The following is a 17,610-nucleotide window of genomic DNA, read 5'->3' as shown; positions in this document are numbered from 1 at the left end:
ACGTTTCGAGCATGTGTTCCGGCCGTCTACCTTGGTGAGGCCGGCCTGCGCACCAGCCGCCAGCAGCCGTCATCACGGCGGGCGAGTCCGGCGATCTCCAGCATCGCCAGCGGACCGAGCACTGCGGTCGGCGCCAGGCCGGATGCCACCGCGATCTCATCGACGCTGCAGACACCGCGGGCCGGTAGTGCCTCGTACACCTGCTTCTCGGCGTCACTCAAGGCGTCCAGCGGGCCAATCGGTCGCGGCTCCTCGTCGGCGAATTCACCGGCCCGCCCGACCAATTCGATGACCTCCTCGGCTCGCGTCACCAACTCGGCACCGGTGCGCAGCAGGGTGTGGCAGCCCATCGACGACGCCGAGGTCACCGGCCCGGGCACCGCACACACCACCCGGCCGAGCGCCCGTGCCCACGCTGCGGTGTTCGCGGCCCCGCTGCGGACACCGGCCTCCACCACCACGGTGGCCGTACCCAGCGCCGCCACCAACCGGTTACGGGTCAGGAAGCGGTGCCGCGCGGGCCGCACGCCCGGCGGATACTCCGTCAGCAGGAGGCCGGAATTACCGATCCTGTGCAGAAGCGATGAATGGCCGGCCGGATACAGCACGTCGATGCCGCCGGCCAGCACCGCCACTGTCAACCCCTCGGCCGCCAGCACGGCTCGGTGCGCCACGCCGTCGATGCCGTACGCGCCGCCGGAGACCACGGTGACGTCCTGCTCGGCCAGTCCTGCAGCCAGATCGGCGGCGACGTGTTCGCCGTACCCCGATGCCGCTCGCGTTCCCACGATGGCCGCAGCCCGCTCCGCGGCCTCGTCGAGCCGGGCCGGACCGATCGCCCACAGCGCCATCGGCGCTCTGCCGTGCGGCCTTTCCCGCACCGCGGATCCCCCGAAGGACGCGAACGCCAGGGTTGGCCACTCGTCGTCGTCGGGCGTGATCAGGCGACCTCCGCGGCGCTCGAGCAGATCCAGATCCGCTTGAGCTGCATCGATGTCGCGCCGGGCGGCGGTGCGTTCCCGTAGCGCGTCACTGACCTCGCCCGCGGCGACCCGGTGGGCGGCGTCCAGCGGGCCGACGTCGCCGACCAGCGCGGCGATTTCGTCGCAGGGCGGTTCGGCGACCCTGGACAGATACGCCCATGCCAGAGTCCTTGCCTCGTCTGTCACGGCTTTGCTCCTCCCTGACGGAAGCTCAATGCCACCGCCACATCGTCGATGCTCGGTGTGGTGCGTCCGGCCAGATCCGCCAAGGTCCACGCGACCCGCAGTGAGCGGTCCACGCCCCGGATACTCAGCACACCGCGCTCCAGTGCGGTCTTCAGCGGCGCCATCGCGGTGGCGTCCAGCCGGAACTTTCTGCGCAGCACCGACCCGGTGACCTCGGCGTTGGTGGTGAAGCCGTATCGGCGCCACCGCTCAGCGGCCGCAGCGCGTGCCTGTGCCACCCGATCACGCACGGCAGCAGTGGGTTCCGCGGCATCGGGCGCGAAGGCACCGGCGCGCACCATATGCATCTCGACCCGCAGGTCCACCCGATCCATCAACGGCCCGGACAGCTTGCCGAGATAACGGCGCTTCTCCACCGACGTGCAGAGGCAGTCCTTCGGGTCGGTTTGCGCACAGGCGCAGGGATTGGCCGCCATCACGAGCTGAAACCGAGCGGGATAGCACGCCACCCCATCGCGGCGGGCAAGCCGAATCTCGCCGTCTTCCAAAGGTGTTCGCAGGGACTCGAGGACGCTGACCCGAATTTCGGCACATTCGTCGAGGAAGAGCACGCCGCGATGAGCGCGACTGACCGCACCGGGCCGCGCCATGCCTGAGCCGCCGCCGACCAGGGCGGCCACACTCGACGAGTGATGCGGCGCGATGAACGGCGGCCGAGTGATCAGTGGGGTGGTTTCGGACAGCATTCCGACCACCGAGTGGATCGCCGTCACCTCCAAGGCCTCGCGCTCGGTGAGTTCCGGAAGTAGACCCGGGAGTCGTTGGGCCAGCATGGTTTTCCCAACGCCGGGTGGACCGGTGAGCATCAGGTGGTGCGCACCGGCGGCGGCCACCTCGACGGCGAACCGCGCGTGCGTCTGGCCAACCACGTCGGCCAGGTCGGCAACCGAATCAGCGTGCGGCGCCGGTGTGTCGACGCGACCGACGAGGGCGGCCTTTCCCGTCAACCAGCCTTGCAGCTGCCGCAACGTCTGAGCGCCAAGGACTTCGATGCCGTCGACCAGGCTGGCTTCGGCGAGGTTGGCGACCGGCACCACCACGGTGGGCCAGCCTTGTCGCTTGGCCGCAAGGACAGCCGGGAGCACACCGCGCACCGACCGGATCCGGCCGTCGAGTGCCAGCTCTCCCAGCAGCACGGTCTTCTCCAGCCGATCCCACGGCTTCTTGTGGCTTGCCGAGAGCACCGCGGCGGCGATCGCGATGTCGTACAGCGAGCCGGCCTTGGCCAAGGTTGCCGGCGACAGCGCCAACGTCAGTCGCGACGTCGGCCACTCGTTGCCGCAGTTGGTGATTGCCGCTCGTACCCGGTCCCGGGACTCGCGCAGCGCGGCGTCGGGCAATCCCACCAGATACACCCCGGGGAGCCCGGCGGTGATGTCGGCCTCGATCTCGACGATCTCGCCGTCGAGGCCCCGTACCGCGACGGAGTAGGCGCGCCCCAAGGCCATCAGCCGACTCCACGCAAATGGGTGATCTCCGGTGTGCGCTGCCTGCCGATGCGCACACCGATCACGTCGATGCGGACCGCTGCCCAACCGCGCTCCTGCGCGGCCAGCCAAATCCCGGCCAGCCTTCGGATCCGCCGCACCTTGGCCGGGGTGACCGCGTACTCGACCCCGCCGAATCCGTCACCGGTGCGGGTCTTCACCTCCACGAACACAACCGTGCCGTCGGACGCCGCCGCGATCACGTCGAGTTCGCCATAGCGGCAGCGCCAATTGCGAACGATGATCCGCCAACCCAGCGACTCCAGATGCTCGACCGCCAGCTGCTCCCCCAGCGCACCGAGCTGGTTGCGGCTCATCGTCGTCATGGGTGCAGCGTCGGCGATTCGACCGACACGGGCAGACAGCCGAGAACCGAATCGCCGCGAAAAGGGCTGACTTATCCCCAGATCCGCGCTCATCCACAGGCTGGCCCCGCGCTGATCGAGCGCCAGCACCGGGTATGCCGTTCGCGGTGACTGACCGCTGTCCGTAGACTGCGCGCATGGTGCGCATCGTGTCGACCCTGGTTGCCGGAGTCGCACCGCTGGTGCTCGTATCGTGCAGTCACCCCGAAGCCGCAGCGCCGTCACCAAGCCCGATGGCGGCCTCGAGCTCAGTCGCGCAGCCGCCCCCTGTCGGGCCGGCCTTTGGCCAGTCATGTCACCTCGCGCCCGTGCGCGACCTGTTAGAGTGGCACCGCTCGGTCCACCCGCCCGGCCCGGACGGCTCTACCGGACCGCCGGCCTCGGCCGTGAAGTTCGGTGACGTCAACCTCGTGGGTTGCAAGAGTTCGCTCGATGGATGGGTTGAACGGCACTCGGACAGCGCAGCCGACACCGCGGCCGGGTTTCGGGACTGCAGCGAAATCGCCTGGGCTGACGACAATCCCGGCTACGACATCCATGCACTGCCTGCGCCGCGCCTGAAACACGTTCTCTTGCAAGCGGGTAACGACTGCTGATAAGACCGCTGCGACGGAAACTAGTGGTGCGCGACCGTATAGCCGAGATCGCCGGGGATGCCGAGCCCAACCGGACTCAGCACGTCACTGGTCGCCTCAGATCAGCTCGATCGCCTCGGCGATCGACGGCAACACCCGCGCCGGCCGGAACGGGTACCGCTCGATGTCCTCGACCGTCGTCGAACCGGTCAGCACCAGAATCGTTTCCAGCCCGGCCTCGATACCGGCCACCACGTCGGTGTCCATCCGGTCGCCGACCATCACCGTGCTCTCCGAATGCGCCTCGATCCGGTTCAGCGCGCTGCGGAACATCATCGGGTTGGGTTTGCCCACGAAATACGGTTCGCGCCCGGTCGCCTTGGTGATCATCGCGGCCACCGAACCCGTTGCCGGCAGCGGCCCCTCCGCCGACGGCCCGGTCACGTCGGGGTTGGTGGCGATGAACCGTGCACCCTGGCCGATCAACCGGACGGCCTTGGTGATGGCCTCGAAGGAGTAGGTGCGCGTCTCACCGAGCACCACGAAATCCGGACCGGTGTCGGTCAGTGTGTACCCCGCCTCGTGCAGTGCGGTGGTCAGACCCGCCTCGCCGATCACATAGGCCGATCCGCCCGGCAGCTGGTCATTCAAGAACGCGGCGGTGGCCAGCGCCGAGGTCCAGATGGCGGCCTCCGGCACGTCGAGGCCCGAGCGGGCCAGCCGCGCCGCAAGGTCACGCGGGGTGTAGATCGAGTTGTTGGTCAGCACCAGGAAACGTCGCTGCTTTTCGATCAGGCACTGCAGGAACTCGGCGGCCCCCGGCAGCGCGTGGTCTTCGCGGACCAGGACGCCGTCCATGTCGGTCAGCCAGCATTGCGGTGTCGCGCGCACGGTCCTCCCTTCGGAGACGTTGTCTCCATCAGTGTTGCCCGCCGACGGGTGACAAATCCCGTGATCGAGCAACGCGGTCATGACGCGATGTGAGCGGTCCGCTGGTGCTGTACGACGCATCCGGCGCCCGAGTGGGCCCGGGTGAACGTCGCCACCGGTGTTGTGCGCAGGGTCTCGTCCGCCGCGACACTCGGAACGCTCTGTCGAACAGATGATTCCGGCCCGAACAGGACACTCCAGTCCACCGAGCCGTTGCCGTCGGAATGTGCGACCAGAATTGAGTCGCGCACCGACATCTGGTCCAGCAGTGTTGCGAGCGCATAGTCGGGTTCAGCCAGCACGACGACGGGTTCGGCGCCGAGCTCGGCCAGCCGCGCCACTTCGTCGCGTAGTCCGGTCTGTTCCGTCAGCAGGATCTGCAGGAGCATCCGATCACTTGATGTATCCCTATGTACTGCACCGACTTTGGTGCGCACCCACATGCCACCCACCAAACCCTCGATGTGCTCGACGACCGGCGGCAGGGCGCGACGGTCCACGTGCAGCCGGGCCGACAGGCACGTCCGGTAGGAGGCACGGGCCTCGGCCATCGTGTTGGCGCCGCCGGCACAGCCGCTCGGCACGCCGCGGAAGGCCAGTACAGGCTGGTGGTCGGGGGCGTAGCGAAAAATCACATGCTCGGCCATCAGGTCGCCTCCCGCCGGGCGGCCCGCTGCCCCACGACAATCGTCACACGTTGACGTGCAGGCAGATACAGATCCACGCACATCGGATCCCGCCCTCTCAGGAGAAAAGCCACCATCGCGCGGATCATGAGGACACCGCCGCAGACCGACGCTGCAGTGCCACTGAGACGCTCAACACCACCAGACCGACGACCGCCAGCACCGCACCCGCGGCGGCCGGCGCGGTGTAGCCGTACCCTGCCGCGATCACCAGCCCGCCGATCCAGGCGCCCGACGCGTTGGCGATGTTGAGGGCCGAATGGTTGAGCGCGGCGGCCAGCGTCTGCGCCTCGGCGGCGACATCCATCAGCCGGGTTTGCAGCGCGGGCGCGATCGCCGCTCCGCCGGCGCCGATGCCGAACAGCAGCACCATCGCGGTGAACGGGTTGTGCGCGCCCGCGACGAAAGCCGCGAGCACCAACGCAAGCGCCGTCATCGACACGTACAGACCGCGAATCACCGACCGGTCGGCCATCCGGCCCCCGGCCAGGTTGCCGACCACCATGCCGGCACCGAAAACCATCAGCCCCAAGGGAACCCAGGAGCGGGAGACACCGGTGACGTCGGTCAGTGTGGTCGCGATGTAGGTGTAGACCGCGAACATGCCACCGAAGCCGACCATGCCGATCGCCAGCGCCAGCCAGACCTGGGGGCGCCGCAGCGCACCCAGTTCGGCACGGGTGCTGGTGCTGCTGGTCGCGGCCAAGTCGGGGAGCCACATCCAGATCGCGGCCAACGTCACCAGTCCGATCCCGACGACAAGCGCGAACGCGCTTCGCCAGCCCAGCAACTGGCCGAGCCAGGACGCCAGCGGCACCCCGATCACGGTCGCCACGGTCAGGCCGGTCATCACTTGCGCGACCGCTTTGGCCCGCCGCTCGGGCCCGAGTAGTTGCGCAGCCACCAGTGCCGCCACACCGAAGAACGCGCCATGTGGAAGGCCCGCGACGAACCGGGCGGCGATCAGGATTCCGTAGCCGGGTGCCAGCACGGTCATCACGTTGCCTGCGGCGAACAACGCCATCAGGGTCATCAAGACGACTTTGCGATTGAATTTCGCCGTCAGTGCGGCGATGACCGGCGCACCGACCACGACGCCGAGCGCGTAGGCGGAGATGACATGGCCCGCGGTGGGTTCAGAGATCCGCAGGCCGCCTGCGATCTCGGGCAGCAGGCCCATCGCGACGAATTCGTTGGTACCGATGCCGAACGCGCCGAGAGCCAGGGCAAGAATGCCCAGCCCCGTCTTGGTCGGGCAGAGCGCGGGAGACGCCGCCGGTGCGGCGGGTCGGAGCGTGAGGGTCACGGGTGCTATCGACTTTCTGTGCGGTGGCGGATGCTGCCGCGGTGCAGCGCTCGGTCCCTGTCCCCCGACCCTACCGTCACTTAAACCACACATCCAACCGACTTTTGTTTAAATCTGGTCAAAGTGATGGGCGTCTCCATTGCTTTGCCTGACCGATTGATCTTGGTTCAATGGAAAGATGCCGGTAACCAGGCGTTCCGCTGCCCCCGCCACGACCGGGGACGTTTTCGCCCTGATCCGCGCCGGCACGGCCACCACTCGAACCGAAGTCCGGGAACTGACCGGCCTGTCCCGGACAGCTGTCGGCAGCCGTATCGCCGCTCTCGCACGCCGCGGGCTGGTCGGCGAAGGCGAGGAAGGACCGTCGACCGGCGGCCGGCCACCGGCGCTGGTGCGGTTCAACGCCGAAGCGGGTGTGGTCCTGTCGGCGGCCGTCGGCCGTAGCCGCACCCGGCTCGCGGTGTGCAACCTGGCCGGCGACATTCACGCGCTGGCCGACATGGACTCCGAGATCCGCATCGGCCCCGATGATCTGATGCCCGACTTGGTCAAACGCCTCGAAGTCCTGCTCGACGAGAGCGGCCGACCCGCGGACGACGTGCTCGGCGTCGGGGTGTCATTACCCGGCACGGTCGACCAGCAGCGCGGCTGCAGCCTGGCGTCTCCGGTGATGAGCGGTTGGGACGGCGTTCCCTTGGAGCCGTACTTCCGAAAGCTGACCGCGGCGCCGATCGTGCTCGACAACGACACCAACGTCCAAGCACTCTCGGAACGCCGCGGCCCCCTGCGAATTCACGACGATCTGCTGCTCATCAAGGCGTCCACCGGCCTCGGAGCCGGGATCGTGTGCGGCGGTGTACTCCAGCGCGGCGCCGTGGGCGCAGCCGGCGAGTTCGGCCACAACAAGACTGCCGCGGCCGCGGGCATACCATGCCGCTGCGGCGACACCGGGTGCTTGGAGGCGATCGCCGGTGGATGGGCATTGGTACGCACACTGCAGGAGCAGGGCCGGCCGGTGCACCACATCCGCGATGTCGTCGAACTGGCCAACCACGGCGACGGCGAGGCGCGCCGGCTCCTGCGCGAAAGCGGCCGTCACGTCGGGGAGGTGATCGCCGCCGCGGTGAACCTGCTCAACCCCGAGGTTCTCGTCGTCGGCGGCGATATGTCGGGCGCGTACGACGTCTTCGTGGCCGGGCTGCGAGAAACGTTGTACGGCAACGCAACCGCACTGGCCACCCGGCACCTGCAGGTCGTACCGTCGACGTACGGCGACCAGGCAGGCAACATCGGCAGCGCGATGCTGGTGTTGGAGAAGATCTTGTCCCCCAGCGCCATCGACGCATCGCTGCGCTGACGAGAGCTACCGCTGCACCACCGTGTAGCCCAGATCTTCGAGGATGCCGAGTTCGACCGGGCTCAGGGTCCGCACTTCCGCGCCGTCGCCGTCGTCACCGGGGTTCATCATCTTCTTGTTCTCACCGGTGAAGACATGGCCGTTCAGGTGCGCGATGTTGCTGACGTTCCACGTGGGATCGGTCAGCAGAGGTACCGGCTTACCGTCGTAGGCCGCCATCGCGTGCGGCCCGCCGAAAAACAGACCGCCGTCACCGCCGGTGAGGTTGGGCTCGAACGCGGTGTTGAACGTGTAGTCGTCGTTGATCACCTTCGTCCCGTCGGCGTTGACGACGAAGCTGTCGAAGATCGGATGGTTCTTCATCGGCGGTGAACCCGGGCCCGGGATACCGGTATCGAAGCCCAGCGTGTGCACCAACTCGTGCATGATCGTCGCCTTGAAGTCGTCCTGGCTCTGGGTGCCTGCGTCGTCGTCACCCTTGGCGATGTCATCACCCAACGCCCAGTTGGCGTTCCAGTTCACGTCGATATCACCGTCGGGTTTGTCGCCGTTCGCGTCCTCCCCGGTGATCAGCTTCTGCTGCACCACCGTGCGGAAATAGCCGGCCGACTCGTCGTCGACCCGATCGCTGCTCGCCTGCGCGAGGTGGTTGGGCTCGTTGTCGTCCGCAATCTTGTAGGTGAGGGTGACCGGCTTGGGCGCCACGATGTATGCGGCGATGGCGTTGGCGGCATCGTTCAGCGACGCTTTGGCGTCGTCGGTCCAGTGTTGATCCCCGTCGGGATAGATGAAGTCGAAGGCGATCGCGTTGCCGCTGCCGTCCCCCTCCTTGAGGTGGGCGGCCTCGTCCGGGCCTGCCGCCACGACACTCGAGGCCACCGAACTCCCGGCCGTCGTCGGCTCCGCCTGGGGCTGATTCGACGAACATCCCGACATGACAACACCGATGGCCGCACCTGCCGCCCCTACCCGCAACCAAGCCTTGGCAGCAGCCATGTTCCTCCGGCCTCGTCGATGAGTCGCACCACCGCGGCGTCACCGCAAGCTGCGAAATACCGAAAAGCGTACGTCAGCAATTCGGACTCAGAAGGCGATTCACTGATAACACACGCGCCAGTAAGGCCGACGCACAAGCAAACACGTTGCGCTGTAGCGGATATCGTGATGGCCCGCGCCAATTACCTCACGCCGGCGAAGGAGACAGGAAAGGGGTGCGCAAACATGGCGGCCCGCCGACCCTGACCTACTCGGGCAGCCGCAACTCGGGCTTCTCGACCTCTTCGATGTTGACGTCCTTGAACGTGATCACCCGAACCTGCTTGACGAACCGTGCCGGGCGGTACATGTCCCACACCCACGCATCGGAGAGCCGCAGCTCGAAGTAGACCTCACCATCGGTGTTGCGCGGCACCAACTCGACGCTGTTGGCCAGGTAGAAGCGGCGCTCGGTCTCCACGACGTAGCTGAACTGCCCCACGATGTCCTTGTATTCGCGGTACAGCGAGAGCTCCATCTCGGTCTCGTATTTTTCGAGATCTTCGGCACTCATCGGTTCAGCTGTCCTCTTTGTCTTGTCGTGGTGCTATCCATCTTGACTCACACCTGATCGTCCCGCTGCGGGGGTGGGCACTCCATCACCATCTCGGTACCACCGGCGCGTGCCACCCGCCGGACATTGATGTAGGAAAACCGGTGCTGACGGCAGGGGCCGAGGTCGGTCAGCGCCGCACTGTGCGCCGGGGTGCTGTACCCCTTGTGGTCGGCGAAACCGTAGCCCGGGTGTTCGTCGTCCATCGCCACCATCAGCCGATCGCGGCTGACCTTGGCCAGCACGCTGGCCGCGGCGATACAGGCCGCCGCGGCGTCCCCGCCGATCACCGGCAACGACGGCATCGGCAGTCCCGGAACGCGGAATCCGTCGGACAGCACGTATCCCGGCCGCACCGACAACCCCGCCACCGCGCGCCGCATCCCCTCGATGTTGGCCACGTGCACACCGCGCCGGTCGACTTCGGGAGCCGGGATGAAAACCACGTGATAGGCCAGCGCGTACCGGCGGATCAACGGGAACAGTTCTTCGCGCGCCTTCTCGGTCAGCTTCTTGGAGTCGTCGAGCGCCGACAGGCTCTCCATCCGGTTGGGCCCCAGCACACACGCCGCCACCACGAGCGGACCCGCACACGCGCCACGGCCGACTTCGTCCACTCCCGCCACCGGGCCCAAACCGCTTCTATACAAAGCGGATTCGAGGGTCCGCAGTCCTGACGATTTGCGGATCACCGTCCTCGGCGGCCACGTCATCGCCGGCACGGTTCAGCCCTGCTGCGGGTCGAACGAGGACACACCACCCCAGCGCGACGGCGGCCACGCGATGAACCGCGCCTTACCGATGACATTGCTCACCGGAACGGTTCCGGCCATCGGATCACCGGTGCACAGAATGCCCTTCTGGGCGTCGGCAGGTGTGCTGGTGCAGTGGGCGCGCGAATCCGCCGAATGCGTGCGGTTGTCGCCCATCACCCACAACCGGCCCTCGGGCACCTTGACCGGGCCGAACTCGTTGCCCAGGCACGGGTAGACTGCAGGGTCGGCCATCATGGTCTGGGCGTTGAGATACGGCTCGGTGAGTGGCTTGCCGTCGACGGTCAGTCCGGTGTCCGCACGGCATTGCACCGTCTGGCCGCCGGTGGCGATCACACGCTTGACCAAGTCGTTCTCGTCTGGCGGCACGAAACCGACCACCGACAAGGCGTTCTCGATGTAGCGGACCGCGGTGTTGGTGGACCGGATCGACTTGTACCCGACGTTCCAGTTGGGCGGGCCCTTGAAGACGATGACGTCACCGGGTCGCGGGTCGGCGAACCGATAGGTGACCTTGTCGACCATGATCCGGTCGCCGACGCAACCCGCGCAGCCGTGCAGCGTGGGCTCCATCGATTCCGACGGAATCAGGTACGGACGCGCGATGAACGTGAGCATCACGTAGTACAGGACTATGGCGATGGCAACGAGGATCGCGCCTTCGCGCAGCGCCGACTTTTTCTTTTCCCCGGTCTCCGGGGCCGCGTCGGCGGGAGTGTCGTCCGCCCCGTCCGTCGCGGTGAGGTTGTCCGGCGTGGAGTCGTTCGAGCCCGTGTTGTCGGTCACGTCGTCAGCGTAGTCAGACCGGCTGACCGGTCAGCGACTCGAGCACGTCGAAGCTCAGCGCTTTTCCTTGATCTTGGCCTTCTTGCCCCGCAGCTCGCGCAGGTAGTACAGCTTGGCGCGCCGCACGTCACCGCGGGTCAGCACCTCGATGTGGTCGATATTGGGCGAATGCACCGGGAAGGTGCGCTCCACACCGACGCCATAGCTTTCCTTGCGCACGGTGAAGGTCTCGCGGATGCCACCGCCCGAGCGGCGCAGCACGACGCCCTTGAAGACCTGAACGCGCTGCTTGTTGCCCTCGATGACCTTCACGTGGACATTGATGGTGTCCCCGGGGCTGAAGGTCGGGATGTCGTCGCGCAGCGACGCCTGGTCGACGAAGTCCAGCGTGTTCATCGGTGACACTTCCTTGCGGTTCGCGGCGCAGCCACCTGCCTGCGCGGAAAGCGCTGGCGATCGCCGGGCCGATGGATTCGGGCACGTGATGTTTGGCGCAGCAGGCGGAAAAGTCCCAGCCCGCGCGGCAACTGCTCAATTGTGCCAGATGCACCGCGAGCAATGAAATCGCGCGACCCGCCGAAGCGCCGCTGATCTGTCAGCGAACTGAACGCGCGGTGTAGAAAAGGTACCGTTAACCTGGACTAAGGCCGGGCGGCAACGCGGCACCCCGGGTCTCAGCCTTCCACCGGTCCCGAGGAGATTGACATGCGACGGCATCTGTCGATGCTGGTCACCGGCACCGCGGCGGCAGTGATCGGCGTCTTGGTTGCCGCCTCGTCCGCTCAGGTGAACGCCGGCCCCAGCGACGCGGCGGCCCGTCCGGTGAATCTGCTGTCCATCGACCCGAACGCCGTCGCGCAAGCCCCTGCCCTCGGCCCGCTGCCCGACGCCCCGCCGGATGTCTCGACCAACCTGGACCTGCGCGCGAAAGAGGCGGCGTCCGAGGCCGCCCAGGACGGCGCCGACATCAGCTTCACCCTGCTCGACCGCAGCACGGGACGGATCCTCAAGGGCGGTGACGACGCTCCGTTCCCGGTCGCATCGGTGAGCAAACTGTTCATCGCCGACGACCTGCTACTGCAGGTGGCCAAGGGCCAGCGCCAACTCACCCCGGCAGAGCAGCAGTCCTTCGACGTCATGCTGCGGTCGTCCGACGACAGCGCCGCCGAAGTGTTCTGGGGCGAGGGCGGCGGCAGCGCGATCATCAGCAGGGTCACCGCGCGATACGGACTCACCTCGACCAGCGCGCCGTACGACGGCAACTGGTGGAACACCATGAGCACCACCGCCGACCTGGTGCGGTACTACGACATGCTGCTCGACGGTGCGGGCGGACTGCCTGCCTCGCAGGCCTCGGTCATCCTCGGCGACCTTTCGGCGTCGACCCCCACCGGCGCCGACGGCTACCCGCAGCGGTTCGGTATCCCCGACGGGCTGTTCGCCGAACCCGTTGCGGTCAAACAAGGGTGGATGTGCTGCTGGAACGGCGGCAACTGGCTGCACATGTCCACCGGGGTGATCGGACCGGACCGGCGTTTCGTGCTGGCCATGGCCTCACTGCAGCCGGTCGACGACGCGACCGCGCGCAACACGATGACCCAAGCCGTCAAGACGATGTTCCCCGACGGGCGGATCTGATCCCGCACCGCTGTCACCGCCGCGGCGGTCCCGGCGGCGGCTGACGGAGTTCGGCCCGAGCGCGGAACGGTCGCGTCGGTTCGTTGCCCGCGCTCGCAGCCATGGCAGTCGTGTTCGCCATCGGACTGACAAGCCGCGTCGTCGGTGCAGTCGGGCTGGCGGCGCGTCGCGGACCGAGCACCAGTGGACGGGTCGCCTGAGCGCTCTCGTCATCGTTCTGTTCCAGCACCCTGCGGGCGATCCGCTCGATCGCGCCCTGCACCTGCATGCGGTCCGGGCGGCCTTCGAACGCAGGCGACCGGGTCAGAGTGTCGGTGATCCAGCTCGCCAGCATGTTGCGGGCATGGTTGACTTCCGCGGCGCCGGCCGGGGTGAGCCACAGCTGATCGCCGCTGCGCTGGGCGTAGCCGTTGGCCACCAGCCGGTCGAACGTCGGCTCCAGGATTTCCACCGGCACCCGGTGATGGGCGGCCACTGCGCTGAGGTCCGCCGTGCCCGCGACCTGTGCATGCCGGTAGATCCGCAACGCGGCCCACATCAACGGGACATCGAGACGGGTGCCGCCTGCTCGAGCCAGGGCGGGCAGGTGCTGGCCGCGGCTTTCGCGGAGCAGTCGGCTCACGGCGACCTCCAGCACCTTCTCCGCCGGTTCCGTGGTCGGCATACCGAAGCCCTCACCGAGGTCGGTGCTGCCGGTGGCAGCCGCATCGCGCAGCGGCACCTGCTTGAGGAACAGGGCCAGCACGAACCCGACTATCGCCACCGGCGCCGCGAACAAGAACACCTTGCTCAGCGAGTCGGCGTAGGCGTCGACGATCGGCGCGGCCGCCGCAGGCGAAAGCTTGTGCAATGCCTGCGGTGATTGCGCCACCTCCGGCGAGGCACCGCTGGCGGCGAGAGCCGCAGGCAGCCGGTCGGCGAGGAAGTTACTGAACAGCGAGCCGAAGATCGCGGCCCCGAACGAACTGCCGATGGTGCGGAAGAACGTGACACCCGAGGTGGCCACCCCCAGGTCGGTGAAGTCGACGGTGTTCTGCACGGTCAGGATCAGGACCTGCATGCTCAACCCGATTCCGGCGCCGAGAACCAGCAGGTCCAGCGACTGCACGAGCGTCGAGGTGTGCGCGTCCATCAGCGACAGCAGGATGAATCCCACCGCCATGATCGCGGTGCCTGCGACCGGGAAAATCTTGTAACGCCCGGTGCGACCGACGATGACACCACTGGTCAGCGAGGTGGCCAGCAAGCCGGCGACCATCGGCAGGGTGTGTAGGCCGGACACGGTGGCCGACACCCCGTCGACGAACTGCATGTAGGTCGGAAGGAACGTCAGCGCCCCGAGCATCGCGAATCCGACGACGAACGACAGCACGCAGCACACCGTGAACACCGGATCGGCGAACAGCCGGATCGGCAAAATCGGTTCGGCCGCCCGTTTTTCGACGAACACGAAGGCCACCAGAATCGCCACGGAGCCGACGAACAGGCCGATGATCGTCGGCGAACCCCACGGATAGGTGGTGCCACCCCAGCTGGTGGCCAGGGTCAGACCGGCAGCGCCCAGACCCACCAACACGATGCCCGGATAGTCGATGACCGGTCGTGATGTGCGGCCCAGCGCCGGAATCGCCACCGCCGCGACCGCGAGCACCACCACCGCGACCGGCACGTTGACCCAGAACGCCCACCGCCACCCGAGGTGGTCGGTGAACAGCCCGCCCAACAGCGGACCCACGACGGTGGTGACGCCGAACACGGCGCCCAGCGCACCCTGGTAGCGGCCCCGCTCGCGCAGCGGTATCACTTCGCCGATCACCGCGACCGCGGTGACGGTGATCGCACCGCCGCCGATGCCCTGCAGCGCGCGAGAGGCGACCAGCATCGACATCGATCCGGCCAGGCCGCACAGCACCGAGCCGGCGAGGAAGAACAGCACCGCGGCCTGGAAGACCGGTTTGCGGCCGAAGGTGTCGCCGAGCTTGCCGACCACTGCGGTCACGATCGTCGACGCCAGCAGGTAACTGGTGACGACCCACGATTGATGGCCTGCGCCGCCGAGATCGGCGACAACGGTGGGCAGTGCGGTCGCGACGATGGTCTGGTCAAGGGCGGCCAACAGCATGCCGAGCACCACAGCGAGGAAAACGAAGTTGCGCTGCCGGCCCGTCACCTGCGCAGCCGCCGGTGCTGGCGGAGCGCCGGTGGATGGACGAGTCACGCCTTCCTCAATACCCTGCAGCGACCGCGGGTAACCCGCGCCGCGCCGTGCAGTTAGTCACCCAACAGGTCCGGCCGACGCTGCCGGGTCCGCTGGAGCGCCTGCTCGCGACGCCAGGCCGCGACTTTGCCGTGGTCACCGGAAAGCAGGACGTCCGGAACCGGCAGTTCGCGCCAGGTCGGCGGACGCGTGTAGCTCGGGCCTTCGAGCAGACCGTCTTTTTCCGGCGAGTGCGAATCATCCTGGTGCGAGCGCGGATTGCCCATCACGTTGGGTAGCAACCGGACCACCGCCTCGATCATCACCAGCGCCGCCACCTCACCACCGGCCAACACGTAGTCCCCGATCGAGACCTCCTCGACCCGCATCCGCCGCCGCGCGTCCTCGGCGACCCGTTGGTCGATGCCTTCGTAACGGCCACAGGCGAACACCAGATGCCGCTCCCCCGTCCAGGCTTGGGCGTCGTTCTGGGTGAACAGCCGCCCCGCCGGCGTCGGGATCACGAGAACTGTGTCCTCGGTGCAGATCTCGTCGAGGGCCTCACCCCAGACCGGGGCCTTCATCACCATCCCCGGGCCGCCGCCGTAGGGGGCATCATCCACCGAGTGGTGCACGTCGTGGGTCCAGCGACGCAGATCGTGTACGGCGAAATCCACGATGCCGGACTCGATGGCCTTGCCGGGCAACGACTGTCGTACCGGGTCGAGATACTCGGGGAAGATCGAGATGACGTCAACCTTCATTGCTGCGCATCTCAGTCCAAGCCGTCCAGATCCAAAAGCCCGTCGGGAGGATCGATTTCGACGATCCCGTCGGCCAGCGACACCGACATCACGATCGCTCCGACGAAGGGCACCAACACTTCGGTGCCGTCAGGTCCGCGCACCGCCAACAGCTCCGCGCCCGCGGTGTGCAGCACTTCGGCGACCGAGCCGACGACGCGGCCGTCGACGGTCCGCACTGTCAGGCCTTCGAGCTGATGGTCGTAGAACTCGTCGGGATCCTCGATGGGAGGCAGTTCCGCGGAGTCGACGACGAACAAATGACCGCGCAATGCGTCGGCCGCGTTGCGGTCCGACACCCCGCGCAGCCGTACCAACAGCCGACCGCCGTGCGGGCGGACCGCCTCGACGACGACATCTTGGCCGCCATCACCGCGAGATGGCCGCAGCCGCAAGCGATTTCCAACTGCGAACCGCTCTTCGGGGTCATCCGTGCGGACATCGACCACCAGTTCCCCGGTGATCCCGTGAGCCTTGGCCACCCGTCCGGCGACGAGTTCCATCGTGCTACTGGTCGGTGTCCACCACGTCGACGCGGATCCCTCGGCCACCGATACCGGCGACCAGGGTGCGCAACGCGGTCGCGGTGCGACCGCCGCGGCCGATCACCTTGCCGAGGTCCTCGGGGTGGACGTGGACCTCAACCGTGCGTCCCCGCCGGTTGGTGACCATGTCGACGCGGACGTCATCGGGATTGTCGACGATCCCGCGGACCAGATGCTCCACGGCGTCGACGACGACCGAACTCATTCTGCGGCGGCCTCAGTGGACTCGGCAGCCGGCTCGGCGGTCTCGGCGGCGGGCTCGGCCTCGGCGGCGTCAGCCTTCTTGGCCGGCGCTTTCTTCTTCTTGGCCTGGGTGGCCTCGCCACTCGGCGCACCGTCGGCCTCGGCCAGCGCGGCGTTGAAGAGGTCCAGCTTGCTGGGCTTGGGCTCCTTGACCTTCAGCGTGCCCTCGGCACCGGGCAGGCCCTTGAACTTCTGCCAGTCACCGGTGATCTTCAGCAGGTTGAGAACCGGCTCGGTGGGCTGGGCGCCAACAGACAGCCAGTACTGAGCGCGCTCGGAGTCGATCTCGATCAGGCTCGGCTCTTCCTTGGGGTGGTAGCGGCCGATGACCTCGATCGAGCGGCCGTCGCGGCGGGTGCGCGCGTCGGCGACAGCGATGCGGTACTGGGGGTTGCGGATCTTGCCAAGCCGGGTGAGCTTGATCTTGACAGCCATGAACTAACTCCTGTGGGTATCACGCTGCAATTCAGCGATGCCGGCGGATTGCCGGATCCGGTTTTGCCTCGCGTGCGTGACCGGCCTGCGGCCCATCCATTACGGAAGCCGCGGTCGGACAGCCACCGATTGTGCCAGACGGCCCTGGTCAGGTGTTAATCGCGCGACCTGGCGCTGGCCGGGTCAGACGATCTTCTGGATGCACTTCTGCTCGACGCGTCGCGTCATCCGCCAGCCGTCGGGGGTGCGGACGAACGCGTCGTCGTACCAGAGCCCGCAGAACATGATCTGGCCGTCGTCGCCGAGCGCCATCGGATTGAACAGGATCGTCCGCGACGTCGCGGTGTCGCCGTCGAGGCGGATGTCGAAGTTTCCGAGCATGTGAAAGTAGGCCGGGAAATTCGGCAGCACCTCGGCCAGCCAGGCCTTCACGTCGGGAAAGGTGCCCGCAATCCCGCCCAGCTCGGTGTAGTCGATGTGGGCGTCCGGGGTGAATACGCGATCGAGGTCGTCGAAGCGGCGGCTGTCGATCGCCGTCGAGTAGTCGACCAGCAACTGCTGGATCTCCATCCGATCCGACATCTCTTCAAGGCTCAGCATGCGCGTGATTCAACACCCGATCGGCGGGCGCGGCCGGCGTGGTCCACACCTGCGGGACAATTCCTAC

At 67.4% G+C, this 17,610-nt stretch carries 20 protein-coding genes; 3 read left to right on the top strand and 17 right to left on the bottom strand.

Annotation, left to right across the window (positions count from 1 at the left end; all coding sequences use genetic code 11):
• Positions 1-26: 26 nt before the first annotated feature.
• From dprA to BST42_RS01625, 3 genes are read right to left on the bottom strand one after another with little or no spacing between them, the layout of a single operon-like run.
• The gene (gene dprA / locus BST42_RS01635) at positions 27-1,199 is read right to left on the bottom strand and encodes a DNA-processing protein DprA (protein WP_435406005.1); all 1,173 of its coding nucleotides are present in this window, start codon (positions 1,197-1,199) and stop codon (positions 27-29) included.
• A complete protein-coding gene (locus BST42_RS01630; protein ID WP_083116803.1) occupies positions 1,166-2,677 on the bottom strand; it encodes a YifB family Mg chelatase-like AAA ATPase in 1,512 nt (503 codons plus the stop codon). Before BST42_RS01630 ends, dprA begins: the two co-directional genes overlap by 34 nt.
• Positions 2,677-3,042, bottom strand: coding sequence for a YraN family protein (locus BST42_RS01625; RefSeq protein ID WP_083116802.1), 366 nt, complete (start codon positions 3,040-3,042; stop codon positions 2,677-2,679). Before BST42_RS01625 ends, BST42_RS01630 begins: the two co-directional genes overlap by 1 nt.
• A gap of 176 nt (positions 3,043-3,218) precedes the next feature.
• On the opposite strand from BST42_RS01625, the gene BST42_RS29285 reads away from it, so the two are divergent.
• Entirely contained in the window at positions 3,219-3,677 is a 459-nt protein-coding gene (locus BST42_RS29285) for a hypothetical protein (protein ID WP_133057399.1), read from the top strand.
• A gap of 96 nt (positions 3,678-3,773) precedes the next feature.
• Here the strand turns inward: BST42_RS29285 and BST42_RS01615 are convergent, their stop codons facing one another.
• From BST42_RS01615 to BST42_RS01605, 3 genes are all read right to left on the bottom strand, one after another.
• Complete coding sequence (locus tag BST42_RS01615; protein ID WP_083117233.1) at positions 3,774-4,547, bottom strand: HAD-IIA family hydrolase; 774 nt, start codon at positions 4,545-4,547, stop codon at positions 3,774-3,776.
• A gap of 77 nt (positions 4,548-4,624) precedes the next feature.
• Complete coding sequence (locus BST42_RS01610) at positions 4,625-5,233, bottom strand: hypothetical protein (protein WP_083116800.1); 609 nt, start codon at positions 5,231-5,233, stop codon at positions 4,625-4,627.
• A gap of 124 nt (positions 5,234-5,357) precedes the next feature.
• Positions 5,358-6,578, bottom strand: coding sequence for an MFS transporter (locus tag BST42_RS01605; RefSeq protein ID WP_110918425.1), 1,221 nt, complete (start codon positions 6,576-6,578; stop codon positions 5,358-5,360).
• Positions 6,579-6,756: 178 nt separating this feature from the next.
• Here BST42_RS01605 and BST42_RS01600 point away from each other — a divergent pair, with 178 nt between their 5' ends.
• Positions 6,757-7,935, top strand: a complete 1,179-nt coding sequence (locus BST42_RS01600; protein ID WP_083116798.1) for an ROK family protein — start codon at positions 6,757-6,759, stop codon at positions 7,933-7,935.
• A 6-nt stretch (positions 7,936-7,941) separates the two neighbouring features.
• Here BST42_RS01600 and BST42_RS01595 read toward each other — a convergent pair whose 3' ends face one another.
• The 5 genes from BST42_RS01595 to rplS form a co-directional block, all read right to left on the bottom strand.
• Positions 7,942-8,931, bottom strand: a complete 990-nt coding sequence (locus BST42_RS01595) for a hypothetical protein (RefSeq protein WP_083116797.1) — start codon at positions 8,929-8,931, stop codon at positions 7,942-7,944.
• Between the two features lie 247 nt (positions 8,932-9,178).
• Positions 9,179-9,484, bottom strand: a complete 306-nt coding sequence (locus BST42_RS01590; protein WP_005148868.1) for a DUF2469 domain-containing protein — start codon at positions 9,482-9,484, stop codon at positions 9,179-9,181.
• A 47-nt stretch (positions 9,485-9,531) separates the two neighbouring features.
• Positions 9,532-10,245 carry a ribonuclease HII gene (locus BST42_RS01585; protein ID WP_083116796.1) on the bottom strand — a complete coding sequence of 238 codons (714 nt, stop codon included), beginning with the start codon at positions 10,243-10,245 and terminating at the stop codon, positions 9,532-9,534.
• Positions 10,246-10,248: 3 nt separating this feature from the next.
• Positions 10,249-11,082, bottom strand: coding sequence for a signal peptidase I (lepB, locus tag BST42_RS01580; protein ID WP_083116795.1), 834 nt, complete (start codon positions 11,080-11,082; stop codon positions 10,249-10,251).
• Positions 11,083-11,136: 54 nt separating this feature from the next.
• On the bottom strand, positions 11,137-11,478 hold the full coding sequence (rplS, locus tag BST42_RS01575; protein ID WP_036339053.1) for a 50S ribosomal protein L19: 342 nt from the start codon (positions 11,476-11,478) through the stop codon (positions 11,137-11,139).
• A gap of 309 nt (positions 11,479-11,787) precedes the next feature.
• On the opposite strand from rplS, the gene BST42_RS01570 reads away from it, so the two are divergent.
• Positions 11,788-12,720: a serine hydrolase gene (locus tag BST42_RS01570; protein ID WP_083116794.1), complete on the top strand. Its 933-nt coding sequence runs from the start codon at positions 11,788-11,790 to the stop codon at positions 12,718-12,720.
• Positions 12,721-12,733: 13 nt separating this feature from the next.
• Here BST42_RS01570 and BST42_RS01565 read toward each other — a convergent pair whose 3' ends face one another.
• From BST42_RS01565 to BST42_RS01540, 6 genes are all read right to left on the bottom strand, one after another.
• Entirely contained in the window at positions 12,734-14,842 is a 2,109-nt protein-coding gene (locus tag BST42_RS01565) for an MDR family MFS transporter (protein ID WP_083117232.1), read from the bottom strand.
• 149 nt (positions 14,843-14,991) lie between these two features.
• A complete protein-coding gene (trmD, locus tag BST42_RS01560; RefSeq protein ID WP_083116793.1) occupies positions 14,992-15,681 on the bottom strand; it encodes a tRNA (guanosine(37)-N1)-methyltransferase TrmD in 690 nt (229 codons plus the stop codon).
• A gap of 11 nt (positions 15,682-15,692) precedes the next feature.
• Entirely contained in the window at positions 15,693-16,223 is a 531-nt protein-coding gene (rimM, locus tag BST42_RS01555) for a ribosome maturation factor RimM (RefSeq protein ID WP_083116792.1), read from the bottom strand.
• Positions 16,224-16,227: 4 nt separating this feature from the next.
• Entirely contained in the window at positions 16,228-16,470 is a 243-nt protein-coding gene (locus BST42_RS01550; protein ID WP_005148848.1) for an RNA-binding protein, read from the bottom strand.
• Positions 16,467-16,943: a 30S ribosomal protein S16 gene (rpsP, locus tag BST42_RS01545; RefSeq protein ID WP_083116791.1), complete on the bottom strand. Its 477-nt coding sequence runs from the start codon at positions 16,941-16,943 to the stop codon at positions 16,467-16,469. Before rpsP ends, BST42_RS01550 begins: the two co-directional genes overlap by 4 nt.
• A gap of 183 nt (positions 16,944-17,126) precedes the next feature.
• Positions 17,127-17,543, bottom strand: coding sequence for a nuclear transport factor 2 family protein (locus tag BST42_RS01540; RefSeq protein WP_083116790.1), 417 nt, complete (start codon positions 17,541-17,543; stop codon positions 17,127-17,129).
• Positions 17,544-17,610 lie beyond the last annotated feature (67 nt).

It is taken from the genome of Mycolicibacterium rhodesiae (assembly GCF_002086695.1).
GTDB lineage: Bacteria > Actinomycetota > Actinomycetes > Mycobacteriales > Mycobacteriaceae > Mycobacterium > Mycobacterium rhodesiae.
This window is presented reverse-complemented; position numbering and strand designations above follow the sequence as displayed.

Coding starts and splice junctions, on each gene's coding strand:
- BST42_RS01630 (WP_083116803.1), bottom strand. CDS start 2,677: ATGGCCTTGGGGCGCGCCTACTCCGTCGCGGTACGGGGCCTCGACGGC.
- BST42_RS01625 (WP_083116802.1), bottom strand. CDS start 3,042: ATGACGACGATGAGCCGCAACCAGCTCGGTGCGCTGGGGGAGCAGCTG.
- BST42_RS29285 (WP_133057399.1), top strand. CDS start 3,219: ATGGTGCGCATCGTGTCGACCCTGGTTGCCGGAGTCGCACCGCTGGTG.
- BST42_RS01610 (WP_083116800.1), bottom strand. CDS start 5,233: ATGGCCGAGCATGTGATTTTTCGCTACGCCCCCGACCACCAGCCTGTA.
- BST42_RS01600 (WP_083116798.1), top strand. CDS start 6,757: ATGCCGGTAACCAGGCGTTCCGCTGCCCCCGCCACGACCGGGGACGTT.
- BST42_RS01595 (WP_083116797.1), bottom strand. CDS start 8,931: ATGGCTGCTGCCAAGGCTTGGTTGCGGGTAGGGGCGGCAGGTGCGGCC.
- BST42_RS01590 (WP_005148868.1), bottom strand. CDS start 9,484: ATGAGTGCCGAAGATCTCGAAAAATACGAGACCGAGATGGAGCTCTCG.
- rplS (WP_036339053.1), bottom strand. CDS start 11,478: ATGAACACGCTGGACTTCGTCGACCAGGCGTCGCTGCGCGACGACATC.
- BST42_RS01570 (WP_083116794.1), top strand. CDS start 11,788: ATGCGACGGCATCTGTCGATGCTGGTCACCGGCACCGCGGCGGCAGTG.
- BST42_RS01565 (WP_083117232.1), bottom strand. CDS start 14,842: ATGCTGTTGGCCGCCCTTGACCAGACCATCGTCGCGACCGCACTGCCC.
- trmD (WP_083116793.1), bottom strand. CDS start 15,681: ATGAAGGTTGACGTCATCTCGATCTTCCCCGAGTATCTCGACCCGGTA.
- rimM (WP_083116792.1), bottom strand. CDS start 16,223: ATGGAACTCGTCGCCGGACGGGTGGCCAAGGCTCACGGGATCACCGGG.
- BST42_RS01550 (WP_005148848.1), bottom strand. CDS start 16,470: ATGAGTTCGGTCGTCGTCGACGCCGTGGAGCATCTGGTCCGCGGGATC.
- rpsP (WP_083116791.1), bottom strand. CDS start 16,943: ATGGCTGTCAAGATCAAGCTCACCCGGCTTGGCAAGATCCGCAACCCC.
- BST42_RS01540 (WP_083116790.1), bottom strand. CDS start 17,543: ATGCTGAGCCTTGAAGAGATGTCGGATCGGATGGAGATCCAGCAGTTG.